Source organism: Fictibacillus enclensis (assembly GCF_030123385.1).
Lineage (GTDB): Bacteria > Bacillota > Bacilli > Bacillales > Fictibacillaceae > Fictibacillus_C > Fictibacillus_C enclensis.
On record NZ_CP126109.1, the window covers coordinates 3,374,694 to 3,396,377 of the forward strand.

A 21,684-nucleotide genomic window follows, 5' to 3' on the forward strand; every position below is an offset into this window, starting at 1 on the left:
GGGTTTTTCATATCTTCTTTTCTTTTAGTCTTCCATCGTGGACAGGTCGCCAGTCGGAAGGTCGAGCTCCCATGCTTTCAATACGCGTCTCATAATTTTACCGCTTCTTGTTTTAGGCAGTTTGTCACGGAATTCAATTTCTCTTGGCGCTGAATGGGCAGCAAGGCCGGATTTTACAAATGAACGGATCTCTTCAATCAGTTCATCGCTTGGTGAATATCCTTCCCTTAGTGCAATAAACGCCTTGATCACTTCACCGCGCACTGGATCGGGTTTTCCGATAACACCCGCTTCTGAAACCGCCGGATGTTCGACGAGCTTGCTTTCCACTTCAAACGGACCTACCCGTTCACCGGACGTCATAATCACATCATCGATTCTTCCCTGGAACCAGAAGTATCCTTCCTCGTCCATATAAGCCGAGTCTCCGGAAACATACCAGCCGCCAGGTGTAAAATAAGATTCATACTTTTGCGGATTATTCCAGATGGCCCTCATCATGGAAGGCCAGCCTTTCTTAATGGCCAGATTCCCCATTCGGTTTGGCGGAAGCACGTTATCCTGGTCGTCGATAATGGCCGCTTGTATGCCAGGGAATGGTTTCCCCATGGAGCCAGGTTTAATTTCCACTGCCGGATAGTTACTGATCAGCTGGGCTCCTGTTTCCGTCATCCACCAGTTATCATGAATTCTAAGACTGAAGACCTTCATTCCCCAACGTACAACTTCAGCATTGAGCGGTTCACCGACGCTCAGTACATGGCGCAGCGAGGAAAGATCAAAACGCTTCACGACCTCATCTCCTGCTCCCATCAGCATACGGAAAGCCGTTGGTGCACTATACCAGACGGTTACACCATATTTTTCGATCGTGCCGTACCAATCTTCCGGACTGAAGCGGCCGCCGCGAATCACATTGGATGCCCCGTTGAGCCATGGACCGAAAATACCGTAGGATGTTCCGGTCACCCAGCCTGGATCGGCGGTGCACCAGTATACATCGGAATCTTTCAAGTCGAGCACCCATTTGGCTGTCTGGTAATGCTGAATCATGGCATTATGAACATGCAATACGCCCTTTGGTTTTCCGGTAGATCCGGAGGTATAGTGAAGGATTAAACCGTCTTCGCGGTCTACCCATTCGATATCAAGATGCTTGTCCGCTTTTTCCATTCTGCTGAAAAAGTCGACATACGGCCCCTCTTCTTTCACATCCTCCCCTACAAGAACAACATGCTTGAGATGAGGCAGTTCGCTTACAGGTACACGCTCCAGGAGCTGAGGAGTGGTAATGAGCACTTTTGCCTCACTGTCTTCCAAGCGGTCCCTGACAGCCCCCTCCATGAATGCTTCAAACAACGGGCCAACGATCGCTCCAACTTTTACCGCACCCAAAAGTGCAAAGTACAGCTCGGGAGAACGAGGCATAAAAATAAACACCCTGTCCCCTTTTTCAACATCAAGCTGACGGAGCATATTCCCTGCCCGGTTGGACATTTCCTTCAAATCGCGGAATGTGTATTTTTCATCTCTTTTTTGATCAGAAAAATAAAGAGCGACTTTATTTTTTCTGTTCCCTTCCGCATGCCTGTCCACTGCTTCATAGGCCAGATTGACTCGCCCCGTTTCATACCAGGAGAATTCTTTTTCAACTTCGGTCCAGTCAAATGCATCATATGCTGTTTGATAATCTTCCAGATTAAAATTACCTTTGATACTAGGAAGCGCTTCCACCTTCATCTGTCAATCTCCTCCTATGCCAATAAATATATACATACTAAGTATATCATATAGGTTCAAAATATTTAAATTTATTAGAAATGTCAAATCTGACTGACTTGAAATCCCTTACAAATCTTTTTTGTTATGTATAATGGAAGTAGATGAATTTTTACTTGGGTGGTGTATACATGAATCATATTAAAACTTACAATTGCCTTGCTGTTGATACACCTTCAGGCAAGGTTATTATTGAGGGTCCCATCTCGCCGGAACATCTGGCCGGTTACGAATTTCATGCCGGACTAAAAGCGTTCAGGCCCTCACCTCAGCAGCATGAAGCTCTTATCGAAATCGCCGGCCTTGATGAAGGAAGGATTATTATTGCCAGAACAAAGGATACCATCATCGGTTACGTTACATACGTTTATCCTGATCCAATGGAACGATGGTCACATGGCAATATGGAAAATCTTCTTGAGCTTGGAGCGATCGAAGTCATTTCTGATTACCGGAACTATAAAATAGGGAAAAGCCTGTTAAGGGTGTCCATGATGGATGACAGCATGGAAGATTATATTATTATTACGACGGAGTATTACTGGCATTGGGATTTAAAAGGCACCGGTTTATCGGTGTGGGATTACCGAAAAGTCATGGAAAAAATGATGAACGCCGGCGGTTTGGAATATATGGCAACGGATGATCCCGAGATCAGTTCCCACCCTGCAAACTGCTTAATGGTCAGATTCGGCAGCCGGGTTTCGATGGAGTCCGTCCAGCAGTTTGACCGGATTCGGTTTCAGAACCGTTTCATGTATTAACTATTCCTACCCAAAGACATAGCGTTCCAGAAAGCCGCAGAAAGGGGAAATAAAGATGATTGTTCAGGATATGATGAATAAAAAGCCCGTTACCGCACGGCCCGAAACAACCATTGTGGAGGCCCTGCTTACGCTTAAAAAACACCGGATCAGACACCTGCCCATTATTGTCGAGGATGGATCATTGGCAGGGATCATTTCCGACCGTGACCTCAGGGATGCCTGCCCTTCCATCTTTGATGCAGCCGATCATGCGGACAAGTTGGAACGGCCGATATCGGAGATCATGGTAAGGGATGTGATTACCGCCCATCCCCTTGATTTTGCAGAAGATCTTCTCAGTGTTTTTTATGAGCATCAAATCGGCTGTATCCCTGTGCTTGAGCATGAAAAACTGGTGGGGGTCATTACAGAACGGGACATGCTGTACACATTGATCCAATTGACCGGTGCCCATCAGCCGAGCTCCCATCTGGAAGTTAAAGTTGAAAACATAGCCGGACAGCTGGCAGATGTTGCCTCGCTGATCAAGAAATTTAAAATCAATATCAATAGTGTGCTTGTCTATCCGAGCAAGCAGGACGACAGCCAAAAAATCCTTGTCCTGCGCATTGGAACGATGAATCCTTACCGAATTGCTTCAGAATTAAGGCAGAATGGTTATGACGTCATTTGGCCGCAGGAACCGGAAGTGGGACAATGAAAAAGCCTGTTTTTGTTTATTCCGATGACCTGCTGCGTTACAAATTCAATGAAGGGCATCCCTTCAACCAATTGCGCGTCAAGCTGACCTATGATCTGCTGCGCATGTCTGATGCACTGAATGAGAGCCAAATCGTACAGCCCCGAATGGCAACCGATGAAGAGCTCGCACTCATCCATGATACAGCTTATATCGAAGCCGTAAAAAAAGCCGGGGATGGGACCTTAAAAGGAGCTGCAGCAGAAAATTACGGACTTGGGACTGAGGATACCCCGATTTTTTCCGGCATGCATGAAGCAAGCGCGTGGATAGTGGGTGCGACCCTGACAGCTGCTGAGATGGTGATGGAAGGCAAAGCAACGTATGGATTTAATGCAAGCGGGGGACTTCATCACGGATTTCGCGGAAAAGCTTCCGGTTTTTGTGTTTACAATGACAGCGCTGTAGCCATTGCTTATTTGAAAAAGAAGTACGGTGCGAGAGTGCTTTATATTGATACGGATGCTCATCATGGAGACGGGGTGCAATGGTCCTTTTATGAAGATCCGGATGTCTGTACCCTTTCAATACATGAGACTGGCCGGTATCTGTTTCCGGGCACCGGAAACGTCACGGAGAAGGGTCAAAGCGACGGTTACGGCTACTCCTTTAACCTCCCCGTGGATGCCTTTACAGAAGATGAATCATGGCTTGAATTGTATGAAACGGCGGTCCATGAAGTGGCATCCTTTTTCAAGCCTGATGTCATTCTGTCTCAGAATGGTGCAGATGCCCACTATTACGATCCATTGACCCACCTGTCGGTAACGATGAAATCCTATCATGCCATCCCCAGGATCGCAAAGGAAGCGGCCGACCGGTTTTGCGGCGGAAAGTGGATCGCCACCGGCGGCGGTGGTTATGATATCTGGAGGGTCGTTCCACGCGCCTGGTCTGAAATCTGGCTGGCGATGAACGACATGGATTTGGAAGGATCACTTCCCATGGAATGGATTGAAAAGTGGCAAAAAGCAGCTCCAGTCACCCTGCCGCTTACATGGGAAGACCCGCCCGGCTTGTATAAACCGATTCCCCGAAAACCTGAAATCATGGAAAAAAACAGCCTGACCTTAAGCAAGGCATTACACCATATCCGGGACAGCAGAAAAAAGACCTGACGCAAACATGCATCAGGTCTTTCCAATTTATTAAATGGCTTTCAGCATCTCTTCTACCATGTCAGAAGACCGCTTCGCCGCATGCTTTGTAAACTCAGTAAAGTTGACAGCTGCTTCGCCATTGGCCTTGTCCGAGATCGAACGGATCACGACAAAGGGAACGTCATTTAAAAAAGCAGTCTGTGCAACAGCGGAGCCTTCCATTTCAATGCACGCACCGTCAAAAAGCTGATAATACTTTTCCACAAGTGTGCGGCTTGCAATAAACTGATCCCCGCTTAGGATCCTTCCCTTTCTGACAGAAACTCCGGATACCTTTGCTGCTGCTTTTTCCGCCAGATCCACAAGGCTTGGGTCTGCCGCAAAATCCGACTCATACCTAAACATGGGAATGGTTCCTTGCGGAAAATCCGAACTTAATGCGGAGGCATCGATATCATGCTGCATGGCACTTGTTGAAATCACAATATCTCCAATTTCAAGCTCAGGGTGCAAGGCCCCTGCGACGCCGGTAAACATGATATGTGTCACGTTAAACCGGTCCACCAAAAGCTGTGTCACGACTGCCGCATTCACTTTTCCCACACCCGACTTGCAAAGGACGACTTCTTTGTTGGCGTAGGTTCCTTCATAGAAGGTGGTTTTCGCATAATTGTTTTCCCCATAAATATCAAGAGCCTGTTTCATATAATGGATTTCTTCATCCATCGCTCCAATAATGCCGATTCTCAAAACTCTCCCACCTCTGTAGCGTCTATTGTTCGTTGTTCTTTGTTGTATTTCTGAATTGAATACGGTGAGGAAGCACAACGGTGTTCTCCTCGACTTTTTCTTTGTTCATGAGCTTTGTCAATAGACGCATCGCAACCGCTCCGATATCATACATAGGCTGTACCACAGTTGAAAGGGTTGGTCTTACCATCGTAGCCAGTCGTGTATTATCAAAGCCGATCACTTCAAGATCCCCAGGAACTGTGATTCCTTTATCCTGTGCGCCATGAATAACTCCCAGCGCCATTTCATCTGTCCCTACAAAAATGGCTGTAGGCATATTTCCGCTTTCAAGGAAGGTTTCCACGGCTTCAATTCCAGAATCATACGTGTAATCGCCGACAAAAATCTGTTTTTCATCCACCTTTTTCCCGGCATCCTCCATTGCTTTACGGAAGCCTGTGAACTTGTGATAGCCGTTGATGGGATCCTCCAGCGGGCCGGTTACCATCGCGACTGAGTCATGGCCTGATTTTAACAGATGCTCAACCGCATCATACACAGCCTGCTGATAATCGATATTAACTGACGGGATTTCATTGTTCATATCAACGGTTGCCGCCATTACAATCGGCACGGGAGATTTTTTAAATTCTTCCACATGCTCATCTGTAATTTTACCTCCCATAAAGACGATGCCATCCACTTGCTTTCCGAGCAATGTATTTAAAAGATGAATTTCTTTATCTTTGTTCTGGTCAGAATTACACAAGATAATATTGTATTTATACATGGTCGCGATATCTTCAATACCCCTCGCAAGTTCTGCAAAAAAGATGCTCGCGATATCGGGGATAATCACGCCGACGGTTGTTGTCTTTTTACTGGCAAGCCCCCTTGCCACCGCGTTTGGTCGGTACCCTAGGCGTTCAATCGCTTCAAGCACCTTTTTCCTTGTAGATGGTTTCACATTTGGGTTTCCATTAACGACACGGGAAACAGTTGCCATTGAGACGCCTGCTTCACGGGCCACATCATAAATTGTTGTATTCAATTTAGTAATCCTCCTTTAATTCCACAATCCAGACAGGTTATGTAATGTTATTGCTATCATACAGTAAAGGACTGCTGTTAGGCAACGAAAAGCCCGTACAACTGCCATATTCCACTGTATAAAAGTGAACATTTTCCAACTTTCTTTGTTTAGTTTTCTCCAATCCTTAAAAGTCCATTCAAAACAGGAAAAAGCCGGCTGATTTCAGCCGGCTTTCTCTTATTTGTTTGATTCTTGCTGATTAACAATTTTTCCATCTTTAAAGAAGCGAAGCAAGTCACCATACACCACTTTATCAGAGAGGTTTAGATCTTTGGCTGCCTTTTCTTTTGCAGGCTTACAGAGTTTATTCGCTACCTCCTGCCCATCAGACTGTCTGTAGCATTTCTCTTTTTCACCTGCATAGACATAGTCTTTCGTTATGGCACTGCCATCTCTCTGAACTGTAAATTCGTCACGGTCCGGAGAAAAGAGGTCAGATCCAAACTGGATGTCACCTTTCGTTTTAATGCCAAGCAGATGCAGAATCGTTGGCTTCAAATCAATTTCTCCCCCGATGGTATGCATTACTTTACCTTTTTGCCCGGGCACATGAATGAACAAAGGTGTTTCCTGAAGCTTAAGGTGTTCATATGGTGTTACTTCCTTGCCCAGGATTTTGCTCATTGCTTTATTATGGTTCTCGGAGATTCCGTAGTGGTCACCGTACAGGATAATGACAGAATTGTCATAGAGTCCTGAAGCTTTCAACTGCTGGAAGAATTGCTTCAAGGCTTCATCCTGATAGCGCGCAGTTACAAAGTAATTATCTACTGTAGGATCACCGGTATCAGCCGGCTGGATGCTCTTCTCCTGTTCATTGTTCAAGATGAACGGGTGATGGTTGGTCAGCGTGATGAACTTGCTGTAAAACGGCTGTTTCAAATTCTCAAGCATCGGCATGGACTGCTTGAAAAATTCCTTATCCTTCAGGCCGTAGTTTACCGAGTTCTCATCGTTCACATTATAGTAAGGCTTAGAGTAAAACTTGTTATATCCTAGCGTGTTGTACATCATGTCACGGTTCCAGAAACTTTTGTTGTTGGCATGGAACACAACCGGGTTATAGCCTTTTTGTTTCACGATCTCCGGTGTGGCATGAAATTTATTTTGCGCTTTCGTTGAATATACAGATCCTCCAGGCAGTCCGTACAGCGAGTTATCAATCAAAAACTCCGCATCGGACGTTTTGCCCTGTCCAGTATTGTGATAAAAATTATCAAAGTAATAACTTTTCTTGGTCAGGTCATTCAAGAAAGGTGTAACTTCCTGACCGTTGATTTTCTTGTTGATCAAAAAGTTCTGGGTGGATTCCATGGATACAAGAATCACGTTTTTACCCTTGGCCGCCCCAAACATTTTTGGATCCGGTTTTTTGTATTGCGAATCCGAATAGTTCTTCACTTCAGCCAAATCATTACTGTCTGCTAATGCACGCTGTGTAGACGACTTGGTGTTCAATACCGCGTCATATACATGATAGTTATAAACACCCATCAGCTTAACCAGAATGGCCCGGTCAAATGTACGGGTCAGCAGCTCGGGACGCTGAATTTCCGCCATCCCAAGGTTCGCCAAAAAGATGCTGAATGCTGAAATAAAAACAAGACCAATGGTTTTCTTTTTCAATTTTTCCACAGGTTTTATTTTCTTGGTTAATACAATGGTCAATAACAGTAGAAAGTCCAAAAAATATAAAATATCAAGCGGATGCATCAGGCTTTGTGCACTTCCGCCGAGATCGCCAAAGTTTTTAAATTGAAACAGGACCGGTATTGTAATGAAGTCATCAAAGAACCGGTGGTACACAATATTGGCGTATAAAATAAAGGACATTATAAAATGAATCGTAAGCAACGCTTTGTTCCTGCTCTTTGCCGGAGCAAACAAACTTAGCCCCAGGAAAAACAATGCGGAACTGAGCGGTGTAATCACCAGGATGATCTCTTGCATCACATTCTCAAGATCAAGGTTCAATCCAACCCTGAAGGCGATGTACGATTTTACCCAAAGAAGGATAACCGCCAGCAGAAAAAAGCTTAAAGATCGTTTAGTTGAATTTTGTATGTTCGTTTGTTGTTCAAGTTTATTCATCATTCATTTCCCTCCTCAAAAAAAAGAAAAGGACCCTGCTACAAATTGACCCATTTGCAGTGTTTCAGGTTCACCCTACCCATTATACGGAGTTCAATGAGGAAGTAAAAAACCTCTTATCGTGATTCTTTTATGTATTTTCTTTTGTAACTACCAGTGTACAACTCATACAGGTCATTCTTTAAATCCCTATATTATGCTTCATTATCCTCCAAATTGCACAAAAGACATTTCCTTAATATTCTTGGCCATCCATATAAAAGAAAAGCCCCCATTTAACAGAGGGCTTTATCCTTATACCATTACTTTATTATGTTTATATAAACCGCTCTTTTCGAGCTCATTGACAAAGTGTTCAAATTCCGTAAAGTTCATTTGCTGGGAAGCATCCGATAATGCCTGCTTCGGGTTAGGATGGACCTCGGCCATCACGCCATCAGCTCCGATGGCCAAAGCGGCTTTGGCTGCGGGCACCAGCAAATCCTTTCTTCCCGTTGAATGGGTCACATCCACCATCACCGGAAGATGGGTTTCTTGCTTTAGAAGAGGCACGGCGGTGATATCAAGCGTATTTCTGGTTGCTTTTTCATACGTTCGAATACCGCGTTCACAAAGAATGATTTGATCATTACCGTGGACCATAATGTATTCTGCGGCATGAATAAACTCATCGATCGTAGCGGCAAGTCCTCTTTTTAGTAAAATCGGTTTTCTTGTCCTCCCTGCTTCTTTCAGCAGCTCGAAGTTTTGCATGTTTCTGGCACCAATCTGAATCATATCCAGATAGCCGGCAGCCATTTCAAGATCTCTCGGATCCACAATCTCACTGATCACAGCTAGCCCGTGTCGGTTGCCTGCCTGCTTTAATAACCGCAAGCCTTCTTCACCGAGCCCCTGAAAATCATATGGCGATGTTCTTGGTTTAAACGCACCGCCCCGCAAAAAATGCAAGCCCTGGGCCTTGACTGCCCCGGCTGCCGCGTCCACTTGCTCTGCACTTTCCACAGCACACGGGCCGGCAACCAATTGTGGTTGTCCACCGCCAATTTCTTTTCCAGCAACAGTTACGACGGTATTTTCCGGTTTGTTTTTTCGTGATACGAGAAGTTCGGGTAATTTAGCAGGCTTCCCGGCCGGTCCAATCTGGTCCAGCAGCTTGAACAAGCCGATCAGAGTTTCCTTGCTTAATGCACCTTTTGAATGGAGATTCATTCGTTCAAGCACCTTATCTGCCCTTTCCGGCCGTAAATCCTTATTCTTTTGAAGCAGGATCTCTCGTTGATTCACAAGATCGATCAACTGCAAATCCAGATCCTCCAACTGGTCTCTCAGCTCATCTAACGTATTCTGTCTCATCTAATCTCTCCTCTGCTCTGTAAACAAATTGGGTCATGCAATTTCATTATAATCCTATGACCTTCGTTTGAAAACCGTCTCCACCGATAAAAAAACCCCGAGTCGCCCCGGGGTTTAACTAAAAGATTGTTGTCAAGAGAAGATTCTTTTAAGTTTCATCATCGATCAGTTGATTGGAGTGCAGGGTGCCCTGCGAAAGCAGGTGTTTACGCCGGTGAAAGCGAGCATCCTGGAACAGGAAATCATCTACTCAAAAAGCAACAATGTAAGCTTAAGAAAAGAGCTATAAAAGCGATTATTTGCCCAACTGCTCACTGAGCGATGAGTAGGTAATGGAATAATGAGATGCATCCCACTTCACCTCACCTTTTTCAAAAAGAAGGGCTTGAGGTGATTCGTGCTTTACCCCGAAATTTTCGGCAATTTCATTAGACAGCGGACGGGCTTCCTGAACGTTCAAATAAAAAATGGGCTTATCCTGCTCTGCGGCAAAATTTTGGTATTCCTGAAAAGCAGCATGGCTGATTGGGCATGTTGTGCTGTTCTTTAATAAAAACAATTTTTCATTTTCACTTACTGCCTGTTTAAATTCCTCTGAAGTTGAAAGTTTAATAAGTGACATATGTAATTCCTCCCTGGGTGAATCATAAAATCCATGAAAAAACGAAGAAGGATGCTTCTTCGTTTATCTTCATCTGATTTTGTGTAATCAATACTTATTTTTTACCAAATCATCTTCCGTTGCAAGAGGATCCGGCTGGCGTGTGGCTTCTTCTTCCACTTGAGTAGTAATTTCACCATACGCATCAGCGCTCTCATCGAGAACCTCCTGTCCTTTGTTTCTCCAATTGTTCAAATCACGGCGGATGCTGGTCGAAAGTTCTTTCACTTTGCCGGCTACTTGATTGGACTGTTCAGAAACTGTGCGGGCAATATTAGAGGATTTGTCTTTTGCCATTGAAGACCATTCTGTGCTTTTGTCCCTGATCGTACCTGCTTGATCAGAAAGATTATTTCTCAATTCTTTGCCGCTTTTGGGCGCCATGAGGAGGGCGGAGGCTGCACCTACAATTCCGCCAACTAGAGCTCCAATAATAAAATCTTTACTGTTGATGTTTTGATTATTGTTTTCGTTACTCATTCTAAACTCCTCCTTTATTGATATTGTCTTCTTTGGGATGTTTGCTGCGTAGAATCAACGCCGGCTTTCTTGATTTTCCACTTTTCCCACAAGTTGATGGCTACATTTCCCCATTGAACCGCCTGGGAAATATTTTCTGACTGCCGTTCAGCACCTGTTGTGATTTTCTCTGTGACCTTGCGTACAGATTCGTTGACATTATGAATGGAACTGCCAAGATCCTGCACTGCTGAGAACACAGTGTTCAATGAAGCAGCTTTCGTTTGTACATCTTCTGCCAATTTGTTGGTTTTGTGAAGCAATTGAGCCGTCTCTGATGTAACACCATTCAATTGAGTTTCAAGGCCGTCTACAGTCTTAGCCACGTTATCAAGCGTTACTGTAAGTGATTTTAGCGTACGTGCCAAGAAGATTACTAGGACGACAAAAGCTAGGGCAATGATGAGTACACTGATGGGTATAAGTATGTTCATGTTTCCACGACACCTCCTGAGTTAGATGCTTTTAAAATTACCCTATGCCAATAAAACTAAACATGTATGCTATATTCTATACTATTTTCAGAATTCCTGCTAAGGACAAGGGTTAGAAGATTACAAATTATTTAAATTACGTTAGAATAAATACGTTAGGCTTATTCACCATATAGAAGGGGGAAATTGCAGTGAGAGATCCACGTATCCAGCAATTGGCTAAAAACTTAATTACATATTCAGTTAATCTTCAAAAAGGAGAAAAAGTTCTGATTGAAAACTTTGGCTTTCAAAAAGAGCTTGTGAATGCACTCGTGCAGGAAGCTTATGCTGCCGGTGGTTTTCCGTTCGTATTGCTGAAAGACCATTCCGTTATGCGCCAGCAGTACATGAACGCTTCAGAAGAACAGATGAAAATCATCGCCAAGCATGAAGGTGACCTGATGGCTCAAATGGATGCCTATATCGGACTTCGTTCAGGCGACAATATTAATGAATTGTCCGATGTTCCAAGTGAACAGATGGCATTATATGAAAAAACGGTACTTGCCATGCACCGTGAAATTCGCATCAAGAAAACAAAATGGGTTGTTCTTCGTTATCCGAATGCAGCCATGGCACAGCTTGCCAGCATGAGCACCGAAGCGTTTGAAGATTTCTATTTCCAGGTGTGTAACCTTGACTACAGCAAGATGAATGAAGCCATGAAATCTCTTGAAGATTTGATGAACCGCACGGATAAGGTCCATTTGAAGGGACCAGGAACTGATCTTACCTTCTCCATTAAAGATATACCTGCTGTACGATGTGCAGGAGAAGCGAACATCCCGGATGGTGAAGTATACACAGCTCCTGTCAGAGATTCCATAAACGGAACCATCACCTATAACACACCATCTCCTTATCAGGGCTTTACATTTGAAAATGTGTCCCTGACATTTGAAAATGGGAAAATTGTAAACGCAACAGCCAACGATTCCGAACGAATCAACAAAATTTTTGATACCGATGAAGGGTCCCGATATATTGGTGAGTTTGCGATTGGCGTTAACCCTTATATCCAGCACCCGATGAAAGACATTCTGTTTGATGAAAAAATTGACGGAAGCTTCCACTTTACACCGGGACAGGCGTACGAAGAAGCCTACAACGGCAATGAGTCCAACATTCACTGGGATATGGTCATGATTCAGCGGCCGGATTACGGCGGCGGGGAAATCTATTTTGATGATGTTCTTATCCGTAAAGACGGTCGTTTCGTTCTTCCTGAACTTAACGTGCTTAATCCTGAAAACCTTAAATAAAACCAAAAAACGCTGGTTCGCACCCGGCGTTTTTTTCTTTTAGACCTTATTGAAAAGGAGACTCATTTTGAGCCTCCTTTTTTGCTTCTATCCAATTTGTGTGCTTTTCCCTTGATGACCTTCCACGGTCTGTTCATAGGATTTTTGAAATTTTTGAATGTCCCCCGCTCCCATGAACAAAAGAATTCCATCTTTATGCTGTTCGAGAATCCCTACTTCTTCTTCGCTCAACAGCACTGCATTTGGAATTTGTTTCTGCAGGTCCTCAATGGAAAGACTGCCGGCATTTTCACGTGCCGATCCAAAAATATCGCATAAATAAACATAATCAGCTTTTCTTAAGCTCTCCCCGAATTCATGAAGGAACGTTTTCGTCCTTGTGAAGGTATGGGGCTGAAAAATAGCGACCACATCGCGATTTTTATACTTGTATTTGGTCGCTTCAATGGTTGCACTGATTTCAGTTGGATGATGAGCATAGTCATCAATCAGCACCTGGTCTCCGAATGGCTTTTCAGAGTAACGCCGTTTAACTCCGCCAAACGTTTTTAAACGATCGGCAATAACGACCACATCTACATTTTCGTAATGACAAAGGGCGATAACGGCCAGAGCATTAAGAATGTTGTGTGTTCCGTATCCTGTGATCGTAAACGTGTGGTAGAACGTATTTCTTACAAATACATCAAATGTAGTCCCGTTCTCGTCCCGTTGAATGTTCGACGCCTGAAAATCATTATGATCTCCAAGTCCGTAAAATACGACAGGTACATTTGCATGGATTTGCTGAAGATATTGATCATCACCGCATGCGATGATTCCTTTTGTAACCTGCATCGCCATTTGCTGAAATGCGCTGATTACATCGTCAATATCTTTAAAATAGTCAGGGTGATCAAAATCAATATTCGTCATAATTCCATACGCAGGCTCATAAGAAAGGAAGTGACGGCGGTATTCGCATGCTTCAAATACAAAATACTTGCTGTCTGCCACTCCTCGTCCGGTCCCGTCTCCGATCAAGAACGAAGTTGGCTCTGCTCCGCCAATTACATGGGCAAGCAGTCCTGTTGTTGATGTTTTTCCGTGAGAACCTGTCACCGCAACTCCGGTATACTTCTTCACAAAGTCACCAAGAAAATGATGATAACGGTAAATCGGCAGGCCAAGTTCACGCGCTGCTACCAGCTCTTCATTGTCATCTGGAAACGCGTTTCCAGCAATGATGGTCTGGCCCTGTTTAATGTTATTCTTATCAAATGGCAGTATTGTAATCCCGCGCTCGTCTAGAGCCTGCTGGGTAAAGAAATACTTTTCAACATCCGATCCTTGAACTTCATGCTTCATGTCATGAAGTATTTGTGCCAAGGCACTCATCCCTGTACCTTTGATTCCCACAAAGTGATAATGTGTCATGTAAAGACCTCCACAATCAAAAACCTTCTCAAGAATCACCTTTTTAGGCAACCCACTTTTCAAGGCCTATTTTCTGTTAGTATATGCCTGCTGCGATAGAGTGATAATCGAGCAAGCTGCACCGACTCATTTTTCCATTATAGCAAAAAATGAAGTCTAACTCCATTACTTCCGGATAACCACCACTATTCTACTTTTTCGAGACGTGCATTTGGTCTGTAGACCCGTCCCGCTTTGGCTTGATGATTTCCGTTCATCATTACATTGTCTCCGGTAAACCCGATGTTAATTTTAAGAAGATTGCTGCCTACTCCATAAATATCAACAGGTACACCGCGTTTTTCATAATCGGTGATCCGCTCCTCGGTAAAACCGCCGCTGACGACGATTTTCACATGCCCAAACCCTTCCTGGTCGAGAGCTTTACGCAACGCAAAAATAAGCTCAGGATTCGCACCACGGGGGTCGAAGCTGCCGAGCACCTCTGGATTACGGAAGAAGTATTGGTCAACCATCGTCCTTGAGGTATCCACTCTGACTCCTTTTAAAACATCTCCAAATTCTCTGGCCACTTTAAGGGCATCGGTGATAGTGTCATTATTGTAGTCCACCAGTGCCATTAGTTCGTCTTCAGGATACGTCTCATGATACGCCCTCGTCGCTTCAACAATTTCTCCATTAAACATCTGGAGCAAGGCGTGCGGCATCGTGCCCATCCCCTGTTTGCCCCACCATTCATTCATCGCATGGGTAGCCTGTGCGGTAGAGCCGCCGATATAAGCCGCATAACCATCACCTGCCTGCTGGGCAAAGTGATCGTCCCGGTCACCCATAAAGATGACCGGCTTTTGGACACCAGAAATACTCGCCGCTTTGACAACATTATAAACATTCGTTGCCACTGACGTTCTTCTGGCCAAAATGCCATCAAGCATTCCTTCCAAAAAGCCAAAATTTTGATAAGGGCCTTTAATGGTAAAGACGGTTTCAAATGGAGAGATTTTGTCTCCATCTTTCAACGAGTGAATCTCCAGATCATCCGCATTTTTAGCAAATGTCTTGATTAAGGCAATTGCTTCGTCTGTTCCGCAAAGTACGGCATCGTCTTTTTGGAAGAATTGCATGGTTACTATATTGTCAGGTTTGAATTTTTTTACGATTTCACACGTTTTCAGAAAATAAACAGCTGAAAACCAGCCATCGCCTGCCCTTTCATCAAATTTGAATGTTAGATTGGTCAAGCGTTTGATTTTACCCTGCAGCTTTAATTCTATTTCTTTCATATAAACTCCTCATCACCTGGTCAAGAAATTCATGGTTTCTTTCTGTCATTTAAAATGGGCCCTTTGGACTCATCCTTAACTATCATATAGAAGTACTCTTCAGAAAACAAGAGAAAGTGAAACAGCGGGCACTTCAAAATCTTTTGCACAAAAAAAAAGACAACCCATTGCCTGGCTCCATGGCCAGGCAATGAACTGTCTAATTCTACTTGGAGGGTTGATTTCCGTCTTCAGGTTGCTCGCTTTTACCGGCGTAAACGCCTACTTTCGCAGGGCGGGCGCAGAGCCTACCGGGGCTTGCGCCTCCTTTACCGGTGCTTGCACCTCCTTTACCGGTGCAAGCACCTACCTAATCTCACCTGTCCCGCATTTCCTGCAGGACAAGGAAGGCTTCGGCAGCAACACATCGCACAAAGAAAATGTGAAGTTTATTTTCGAGGAGTCTCGCACCTCACACTCCAATCAACTGCTTTATACTTCTGCTTCGCTGTAAAGCTTGCTTTGAAATTCTTCATTGGTCATGAGAACTGTACGGGGCTTTGAGCCCATGGCTTCGGAAACAAGTCCGAATGCCTCCATCATTTCTACAAGACGCGCAGCTCGGTTGTAACCAACCCTGAAACGTCGTTGGATGCTTGAGGAAGATGCAGCGCCCATATCGAGTACGTAATAGCAGGCTTCTTCAAACAGGTCATCTTCTTGTTCAACCGTTTGATTGGACTGGATCAATTCTTCTCTGCTGAATAAGTAATTGGTTGAATGCTGCTCTTTGACAAACGCAGTAACCCGTTCGATTTCATCATCCGATACAAAATTCCCCTGAATACGGACTGCCTTGCTTGATCCATTTTCAAGAAACAGCATATCGCCTCTGCCGAGCAGGCGTTCCGCACCGCTCATGTCGATAATCGTACGGGAATCGACCGCAGAAGAAACAGCAAAGGCTGTCCTTGTCGGGATGTTTGCTTTAATCAGACCGGTAATAACGTCCACGGAAGGCCGCTGGGTTGCCACCAGCAAATGAATGCCACATGCTCTAGCTTTTTGGGCAATCCGGCAAATGGCTTCTTCCACGTCCTGCGGCGATACCATCATCAGGTCTGCAAGTTCATCGATGACCACAACGATATATGGCATTTTGTTGGCATACAGCTGTTCGCGTTTCATTTTGTCGTTAAACCGCTTAATGTCACGCACGCCATCTCTTGCAAAGGCTTCATACCTTCGCTCCATTTCCTCGACTGTCCATTTCAAAGCCGTAGTCGCTTCCTTAGGATCGGTAATGACCGGTGTAACCAAATGAGGAATGGCATTGTACGGAGCCAATTCCACCATTTTCGGATCAACAAGAAGCAGGCGTACATCTTCCGGAGATGCTTTGTACATCAATGAAACCAAAATGGAATTGATACATACACTTTTTCCGGAGCCTGTGGCTCCTGCGATCAACCCATGAGGCATTTTTTGCAGGTCGGTCACAATCGGATCACCGGATAAATCCAATCCCAGCGCAACGGTAAGTGGTGAACTGCTGTTGCGGAATTCCTCGCTCTGAAGAATCTCCCGTAAGAAAACAGGCTGGCTGTATAGGTTGGGCACTTCGATGCCGATTGTGTTTTTCCCCGGGATGGGTGCTTCGATTCGTATATCCTTTGCTGATAAACTCAGCTTAATATCGTCACTTAAATTGGTTATCTTATTCACTTTTACTCCAGGTGCCGGTTGTACTTCGAGACGGGTAACCGACGGCCCTTTTGTCATGTTGACTACTTTGGCATTAACATTAAAGTTATCGAGTGTCAGCTGGAGCAGATCTCTTTGTTCTTCCATCCAAAGACTATCATCCTCCTCCTGTACCGGGGGATTCTGAAGTAACTCGAGCGGCGGAAAAGAAAGATCAGCCTCCTCTGCCGAAATCGGAGCAACCTCGTTTACTGTTGCTTTTGATTCCACAGGAGATGGCGTCTTTTTGTCACCCGTATGATTGGCAGTGCTTTTCCGGTCTTTTTTGAGCATCAGTACATTAAAAGGAATGTAAGAGCCTCCTGGTTTTTTCTCAGGCTCCCGGCGGGTAATAACTTCTTCTTTTAATGACGGTTCCTGCAGAGCAGGTTCTGCTGTTAAGATTGCATCTTCCTGATCGGTCACGGTACGATTCTTAACCGCAGACGCTTCCTCTTCTTCCGGCTCCAAAGCTGTTGGCTCTTCAACTTCTGCAACAACTTGTACTTGTTCGATTTGTTCGTCTTCAGGTTCTTTAAGGTCCACCCTTTCAGGCGGCAACTCAAAAATCACTTCATCATCAGGGAGTTGAGCCACATGAAGCTCATTCCCGCGTGCTTCAGATGGTTCAGCAGGCAGTTCCAGCTGTGGTTCCGGCAGCAATTCTGCTTGTGCCGGCTCAATGGTTTCTTTTCTGAATTCATCAATGAGAAGCACAGGCTCCTTCTTCATTTGCATCTGGGGAATAGGTACCGCAATGGGATCTTCCATTTTTTCTTGCGCTACAGAAAGGTTTCTGCCTTCTTCTTCACTCAGAATGACGGGTTCTTTGCCTGATACAGGTTCTTTTAGCAGTTCTTCCATCAAGGCCGGATCCGGCATCTTTTTTTTCTGAATTTCGGATAGCTTCCACAATCCCGGATTGACAATCGTATCTGGTTTCCGTTCACCATAACCATAGATCGGTGATGGGACCTGAGAAGGCATGAAGCCTCCCTTTGGACGTTCCTCCGTTTTCTTTGAAGGACTTGGCCCATTTTTGTCACGGCCGCCAAATCCATAAACAGGAGATGGAATTTCCGAAGGCCGAAACTTGCTGTTAGAATCTTGTTCGCTATACCGGTTTTCACCAGCTTGTCCAGATCCAACTTGATTGGTTCCATTTCGGCTGCCAAACCCATAAATGGGTGATGGGATTTCGGAAGGCTTAAAGGGTTGTGTTTTCTCTTCTTTAAGAAGTGGCTTTGCTGGCTCTTCCTTGGACAGGTTTTCTTTCTGACGCTCCCGTGTGTATCTCGCTGTCTCTTGTCCTTCTCTACCTGTTTGTTTTTTCGCATAGCTTTGTTTTCTTGCCGGGGTATGTCTTCCAATCTCTTCTTGATCATCAATCAACGGGAATCGAAATTTCCCTTCTACCGGATAGCGGCTGACCATTCTGGCTGCAGAGCTGTTTTGATGGTTCTGAAACCGGCCGACTGTACGTCCTTTTACGGGTTCTGTTTTCTCATTTTTATGTAGGGCTGGATCTATTGTTTCTTCTGTCTCAGAAGGTTCATCATCAAACATTAAATTCATCAATTTTTTAAACCACGACATTGCCTTCACCTTCTTTTTCTCTGGGTCTGTCTTTATATTGTAGCGGAATTCGGGCCATACTTTAAGAAAAATTTGCCATCGAAAGTAAAAAATATAAAAACCACTAGATTGCTCTAGCGGTTATGAAAACACAAGCTCATTTCTGGTATCCAAACAGCTTCATTGGCAAACTTCACAAAGGGAATGGTACGGACATGCCCTATCATAAAAATTCGGTCCATCGATGGCTTTTATGACTTTTTTCGCCACATTTTTACCAACAATTTCATGATTTTTTTATGATTCGTCCACCGGCTTGTTTTTCGCCAGAATAAAAATGGGTTCAAGCTCTCCTTTTTCATATAAAAAAGGTAATGCAGTTACAGGAACACGGCCGTTCATGAAAAATCGCATCGCCATCTGAGCCAGAATATCATAGCCCTGGTTATTGCGGATATCCGCCAGAATAAGGACATCCTGATGCGGAATGGCAACTGCGAGTGTACCGGATGCTTCCTGTACCATTCGATCCAGCAGAGAGGCATTCAATATTCTGCTCGCATCATACCCGTCATTGTGATTGATAAAGTAAAAGGTGTTGCCAGCGACCTCATCTTTTTTCATCGAGGTGTCCAGTGATCTCACATTAAAGCGGGCCACTTCCTTCAGTTGCTCCCTCGTCATATTCATTTCTTCCAGCATCTTTTCACTGATTAACCGGTAAGTATTTCCCAGATCCAGCGCATAAAAGACCGCCGTTTCTGCCGTATGCTCCTCGTTAATCAGAGTGTCTCCCTCGGGTGATTCCTTTGGAAAAGAGGTGGAGCGGATGACTGGGAAGATTTGATTCTCCGCTTTATTGGCAGGAGTTTCTTCAATGGCTTTCAGTGCTTCTTCGACATGGTAAACAAGTTCATCTAAAAACGCATCCTTCTTTTTTTCCCATTCCACTGTTAATCCTGAAAGAGAAAGGGTGATTCCCTTTCCAATGTCCTTGTGTTCAATTCTAAGCTGTTCATATTCCCGGTCATAGGATAGATCCCATTCCGGACGTTTCAGCCGGTCCTCGAGCGCCTTTTTCAGCTTCAGACTTGTACTCATGCGAAAATCCCTCCATTAATAAAAGCATAAAAAACCTCCTGGACGGAGGTTTTTTTTATTAGTCTTGTTTGTATTCTACAACCACTTCTGTACCCAACCCTCCGCGAGCATTCCAGGTTGCGACAATTTTAAGGTACTTCGGTTTAAGAAGATTAACGAGATCTTCCTTGATTTTGTTGGTTGCATGTTCCTGATAGATGCCTACGTTGCGGTAAGAGGTTAAATAATATTTTAACGACTTCATTTCCACTAGGTCCTCGTTTGGAATATAGCTGATGATAATATCCGCGAAATCAGGAAGACCTGACCATGGGCAAACAGAGGTGAATTCTGTTGTAGGGATGGTAACCATTGTATCCTTGCCGACATACTCGTAAGGAATGGTTTCAAGAATGTCTACCAAAATAACACTTTCATCTTCTATATCAAAACGAATTCCTTCGTATTTCTGATGATTTACTTCTACCTTTGCCATTGCTAACGCCCTTTCTTAATATGATGCTCGACGTTTTCACGTACTATTTTGAGTTTAACATACTTCTACTATTCATTGGCATGAACAGGCAAATTATTTATAAACGATGAAATTTGTTCCTTTGTTTTACGGTCTTTGTCAACATACCGTCCAATCTCTTTTCCGTCTTGAAAGGCGACAAAGCTCGGAATCCCGAAAATATCAAGTTCCTGGCACAATTCGATCAACTGATCCCTGTCCACATAAACAAATGTAAACTCGTTGAATTCCTGCTCCAGCTCCGGAAGAAATGGTTTGATAAACACACAGTCAGGACACCAGTCCGCTGAAAAAACAGCGAGGGTTTTTCCTGTTCCTGTGATCTCTTTAAACTCTTCAATCGTTTGTACAGTTTTCATCAAGATTCGCTCCTCTTATTGATTTATTTTCATATCCCCAAAGGCGATATAACCTTTTTTTCTCATCCATTCTGAAAGTACCAGACTGATCACAATTGGTCCAGCAATATGCAGCAGCACGATATACAAAAAAACATCCCAGCCAAAGCCCATCGTTCGAAACGTCATGATTTGTCCGACCAAGCCGCTGGTCCCCATTCCCGCGCCTGCCGGTATGTTCGCCATCTGGAAAACGAGAGTGCCAATTGGCGCCAGGATCATGCCGGCAACCGTTGGCGGGATAATGATTCTCGGATTTCGAACCACGTTAGGAAACTGAAGCTTTGAAGTTCCGATCCCCTGCGTAATCCAACCCCCAAAACCGTTTTCCCTGAAGCTGATTGTGGCAAACCCGATCATCTGTGCCGCACACCCGATGGTCGCTGCACCCGCTGCTGTCCCTTCAAGGCCGAGCATGATGGCAATGGCCGCACTTGAGATCGGGCCAGTCAAAGCAAGGCCAAGCAAAAGTGCAACAAGAATGCTCATGACCAAAGGACGCTGGTCGGTGGCCCACATTACGAGATGGCCAAATCCTTTCATAAACTGGTCGATCCCCGGCCCCGCAAAATAGGCGACCGTAAAGCCCGCAAAAACAGTGACTGCAGGTGTAACGAGAATATCCACTTTTGTTTCCTTTGAAACAAGCTTTCCTGCTTCTATCGCTACAAGGGACGCCACAAAACAGCCAGCCACACTTCCAAGCTCAGCCCCTGCCGCACCTGCAGCTACGGTCGCAAACAACACGAGCGGAGGTGCTTCAAGCCCATAGGCGACAGCTGCCCCAATAGCCGGTCCAAGCATGCTCATGGAAATTGTCCCCATTTTAATAAAAAACGGCCATCCCGCCTGTTCTCCAATCGTTTTTAAAATAAGTCCGATCACCAACGAGGACATTAATCCAAGCGCAAAATAGCTGAACCCTGTAATGAAATATACTTTCGGGGATAATGTTACTCCCTTTCTTGCCAAAAATTGACCCACACCCATTCTCCTTTATCATCGTATGTTGAATGCACATTGTAACCTATTTATTATACAGGAGGATTAACATCTGTAAAGACACCATAAAAAATTGCTTAAAATTTCAGATATAAACA

The 21,684-nt window shown here is 44.5% G+C and carries 19 protein-coding genes; 4 read left to right on the forward strand and 15 right to left on the reverse strand.

Annotated features, from left to right (window positions below; all coding sequences use genetic code 11):
* Window positions 1-24: 24 nt before the first annotated feature.
* Window positions 25-1,740: an acetate--CoA ligase gene (acsA, locus tag QNH15_RS17690; RefSeq protein ID WP_283889525.1), complete on the reverse strand. Its 1,716-nt coding sequence runs from the start codon at window positions 1,738-1,740 to the stop codon at window positions 25-27.
* A gap of 170 nt (window positions 1,741-1,910) precedes the next feature.
* Between acsA and QNH15_RS17695 the strand changes: the two genes are divergently transcribed.
* Genes QNH15_RS17695 through QNH15_RS17705 form a run of 3 tightly spaced genes read left to right on the forward strand, consistent with a single transcriptional unit; the run spans window position 1,911 to window position 4,403 of the window.
* On the forward strand, window positions 1,911-2,543 hold the full coding sequence (locus QNH15_RS17695; protein ID WP_283889526.1) for a GNAT family N-acetyltransferase: 633 nt from the start codon (window positions 1,911-1,913) through the stop codon (window positions 2,541-2,543).
* Window positions 2,544-2,598: 55 nt separating this feature from the next.
* Window positions 2,599-3,246 carry an acetoin utilization AcuB family protein gene (locus QNH15_RS17700; RefSeq protein ID WP_283889527.1) on the forward strand — a complete coding sequence of 216 codons (648 nt, stop codon included), beginning with the start codon at window positions 2,599-2,601 and terminating at the stop codon, window positions 3,244-3,246.
* Entirely contained in the window at window positions 3,243-4,403 is a 1,161-nt protein-coding gene (locus QNH15_RS17705; RefSeq protein WP_283889528.1) for an acetoin utilization protein AcuC, read from the forward strand. The genes QNH15_RS17700 and QNH15_RS17705 overlap by 4 nt, the downstream gene beginning before the upstream one ends.
* Before the next feature lie 30 nt (window positions 4,404-4,433).
* Here the strand turns inward: QNH15_RS17705 and QNH15_RS17710 are convergent, their stop codons facing one another.
* The 7 genes from QNH15_RS17710 to QNH15_RS17740 form a co-directional block, all read right to left on the reverse strand.
* Window positions 4,434-5,135 (reverse strand): 5'-methylthioadenosine/adenosylhomocysteine nucleosidase, encoded by a 702-nt coding sequence (locus QNH15_RS17710; protein ID WP_283889529.1) that lies wholly within the window; start codon window positions 5,133-5,135, stop codon window positions 4,434-4,436.
* 22 nt (window positions 5,136-5,157) lie between these two features.
* Window positions 5,158-6,168 (reverse strand): catabolite control protein A, encoded by a 1,011-nt coding sequence (gene ccpA, locus QNH15_RS17715; protein WP_283889530.1) that lies wholly within the window; start codon window positions 6,166-6,168, stop codon window positions 5,158-5,160.
* A 219-nt stretch (window positions 6,169-6,387) separates the two neighbouring features.
* Window positions 6,388-8,304 (reverse strand): LTA synthase family protein, encoded by a 1,917-nt coding sequence (locus tag QNH15_RS17720; RefSeq protein WP_347343352.1) that lies wholly within the window; start codon window positions 8,302-8,304, stop codon window positions 6,388-6,390.
* A gap of 291 nt (window positions 8,305-8,595) precedes the next feature.
* A complete protein-coding gene (locus tag QNH15_RS17725; RefSeq protein WP_283889531.1) occupies window positions 8,596-9,657 on the reverse strand; it encodes a bifunctional 3-deoxy-7-phosphoheptulonate synthase/chorismate mutase in 1,062 nt (353 codons plus the stop codon).
* A 295-nt stretch (window positions 9,658-9,952) separates the two neighbouring features.
* Window positions 9,953-10,279: a bacillithiol system redox-active protein YtxJ gene (ytxJ, locus tag QNH15_RS17730; RefSeq protein ID WP_283889532.1), complete on the reverse strand. Its 327-nt coding sequence runs from the start codon at window positions 10,277-10,279 to the stop codon at window positions 9,953-9,955.
* A gap of 87 nt (window positions 10,280-10,366) precedes the next feature.
* Window positions 10,367-10,798, reverse strand: a complete 432-nt coding sequence (locus tag QNH15_RS17735) for a YtxH domain-containing protein (RefSeq protein ID WP_283889533.1) — start codon at window positions 10,796-10,798, stop codon at window positions 10,367-10,369.
* Window positions 10,799-10,812: 14 nt separating this feature from the next.
* Window positions 10,813-11,271 (reverse strand): DUF948 domain-containing protein, encoded by a 459-nt coding sequence (locus QNH15_RS17740; RefSeq protein ID WP_061972462.1) that lies wholly within the window; start codon window positions 11,269-11,271, stop codon window positions 10,813-10,815.
* 191 nt (window positions 11,272-11,462) lie between these two features.
* On the opposite strand from QNH15_RS17740, the gene QNH15_RS17745 reads away from it, so the two are divergent.
* Window positions 11,463-12,575, forward strand: a complete 1,113-nt coding sequence (locus QNH15_RS17745; protein ID WP_061972461.1) for an aminopeptidase — start codon at window positions 11,463-11,465, stop codon at window positions 12,573-12,575.
* Window positions 12,576-12,662: 87 nt separating this feature from the next.
* Here QNH15_RS17745 and murC read toward each other — a convergent pair whose 3' ends face one another.
* The 7 genes from murC to QNH15_RS17780 all read right to left on the reverse strand — a co-directional run bounded on the left by murC (window position 12,663) and on the right by QNH15_RS17780 (window position 21,574).
* Window positions 12,663-13,991, reverse strand: coding sequence for a UDP-N-acetylmuramate--L-alanine ligase (gene murC, locus QNH15_RS17750; protein ID WP_283889534.1), 1,329 nt, complete (start codon window positions 13,989-13,991; stop codon window positions 12,663-12,665).
* A 185-nt stretch (window positions 13,992-14,176) separates the two neighbouring features.
* On the reverse strand, window positions 14,177-15,274 hold the full coding sequence (locus QNH15_RS17755; RefSeq protein ID WP_283889535.1) for a nicotinate phosphoribosyltransferase: 1,098 nt from the start codon (window positions 15,272-15,274) through the stop codon (window positions 14,177-14,179).
* A 471-nt stretch (window positions 15,275-15,745) separates the two neighbouring features.
* A complete protein-coding gene (locus QNH15_RS17760) occupies window positions 15,746-18,592 on the reverse strand; it encodes a DNA translocase FtsK (protein WP_283889536.1) in 2,847 nt (948 codons plus the stop codon).
* Between the two features lie 276 nt (window positions 18,593-18,868).
* Entirely contained in the window at window positions 18,869-19,672 is an 804-nt protein-coding gene (locus QNH15_RS17765; protein WP_283889537.1) for a DUF1444 domain-containing protein, read from the reverse strand.
* A 58-nt stretch (window positions 19,673-19,730) separates the two neighbouring features.
* Window positions 19,731-20,147: a preQ(1) synthase gene (queF, locus tag QNH15_RS17770; RefSeq protein ID WP_061972456.1), complete on the reverse strand. Its 417-nt coding sequence runs from the start codon at window positions 20,145-20,147 to the stop codon at window positions 19,731-19,733.
* A gap of 68 nt (window positions 20,148-20,215) precedes the next feature.
* A complete protein-coding gene (locus QNH15_RS17775) occupies window positions 20,216-20,545 on the reverse strand; it encodes a thioredoxin family protein (protein WP_283889538.1) in 330 nt (109 codons plus the stop codon).
* Between the two features lie 15 nt (window positions 20,546-20,560).
* Window positions 20,561-21,574 (reverse strand): PTS sugar transporter subunit IIC, encoded by a 1,014-nt coding sequence (locus QNH15_RS17780; protein WP_430667098.1) that lies wholly within the window; start codon window positions 21,572-21,574, stop codon window positions 20,561-20,563.
* Window positions 21,575-21,684: the final 110 nt, after the last annotated feature.

Coding starts and splice junctions, on each gene's coding strand:
- QNH15_RS17695 (WP_283889526.1), top strand. CDS start 1,911: ATGAATCATATTAAAACTTACAATTGCCTTGCTGTTGATACACCTTCA.
- QNH15_RS17760 (WP_283889536.1), bottom strand. CDS start 18,592: ATGTCGTGGTTTAAAAAATTGATGAATTTAATGTTTGATGATGAACCT.
- QNH15_RS17755 (WP_283889535.1), bottom strand. CDS start 15,274: ATGAAAGAAATAGAATTAAAGCTGCAGGGTAAAATCAAACGCTTGACC.
- QNH15_RS17700 (WP_283889527.1), top strand. CDS start 2,599: ATGATTGTTCAGGATATGATGAATAAAAAGCCCGTTACCGCACGGCCC.
- QNH15_RS17740 (WP_061972462.1), bottom strand. CDS start 11,271: ATGAACATACTTATACCCATCAGTGTACTCATCATTGCCCTAGCTTTT.
- acsA (WP_283889525.1), bottom strand. CDS start 1,740: ATGAAGGTGGAAGCGCTTCCTAGTATCAAAGGTAATTTTAATCTGGAA.
- QNH15_RS17725 (WP_283889531.1), bottom strand. CDS start 9,657: ATGAGACAGAATACGTTAGATGAGCTGAGAGACCAGTTGGAGGATCTG.
- QNH15_RS17735 (WP_283889533.1), bottom strand. CDS start 10,798: ATGAGTAACGAAAACAATAATCAAAACATCAACAGTAAAGATTTTATT.
- QNH15_RS17705 (WP_283889528.1), top strand. CDS start 3,243: ATGAAAAAGCCTGTTTTTGTTTATTCCGATGACCTGCTGCGTTACAAA.
- queF (WP_061972456.1), bottom strand. CDS start 20,147: ATGGCAAAGGTAGAAGTAAATCATCAGAAATACGAAGGAATTCGTTTT.
- murC (WP_283889534.1), bottom strand. CDS start 13,991: ATGACACATTATCACTTTGTGGGAATCAAAGGTACAGGGATGAGTGCC.
- QNH15_RS17780 (WP_430667098.1), bottom strand. CDS start 21,574: ATGGGTGTGGGTCAATTTTTGGCAAGAAAGGGAGTAACATTATCCCCG.
- QNH15_RS17775 (WP_283889538.1), bottom strand. CDS start 20,545: ATGAAAACTGTACAAACGATTGAAGAGTTTAAAGAGATCACAGGAACA.
- ytxJ (WP_283889532.1), bottom strand. CDS start 10,279: ATGTCACTTATTAAACTTTCAACTTCAGAGGAATTTAAACAGGCAGTA.
- QNH15_RS17720 (WP_347343352.1), bottom strand. CDS start 8,304: ATGATGAATAAACTTGAACAACAAACGAACATACAAAATTCAACTAAA.
- QNH15_RS17765 (WP_283889537.1), bottom strand. CDS start 19,672: ATGAGTACAAGTCTGAAGCTGAAAAAGGCGCTCGAGGACCGGCTGAAA.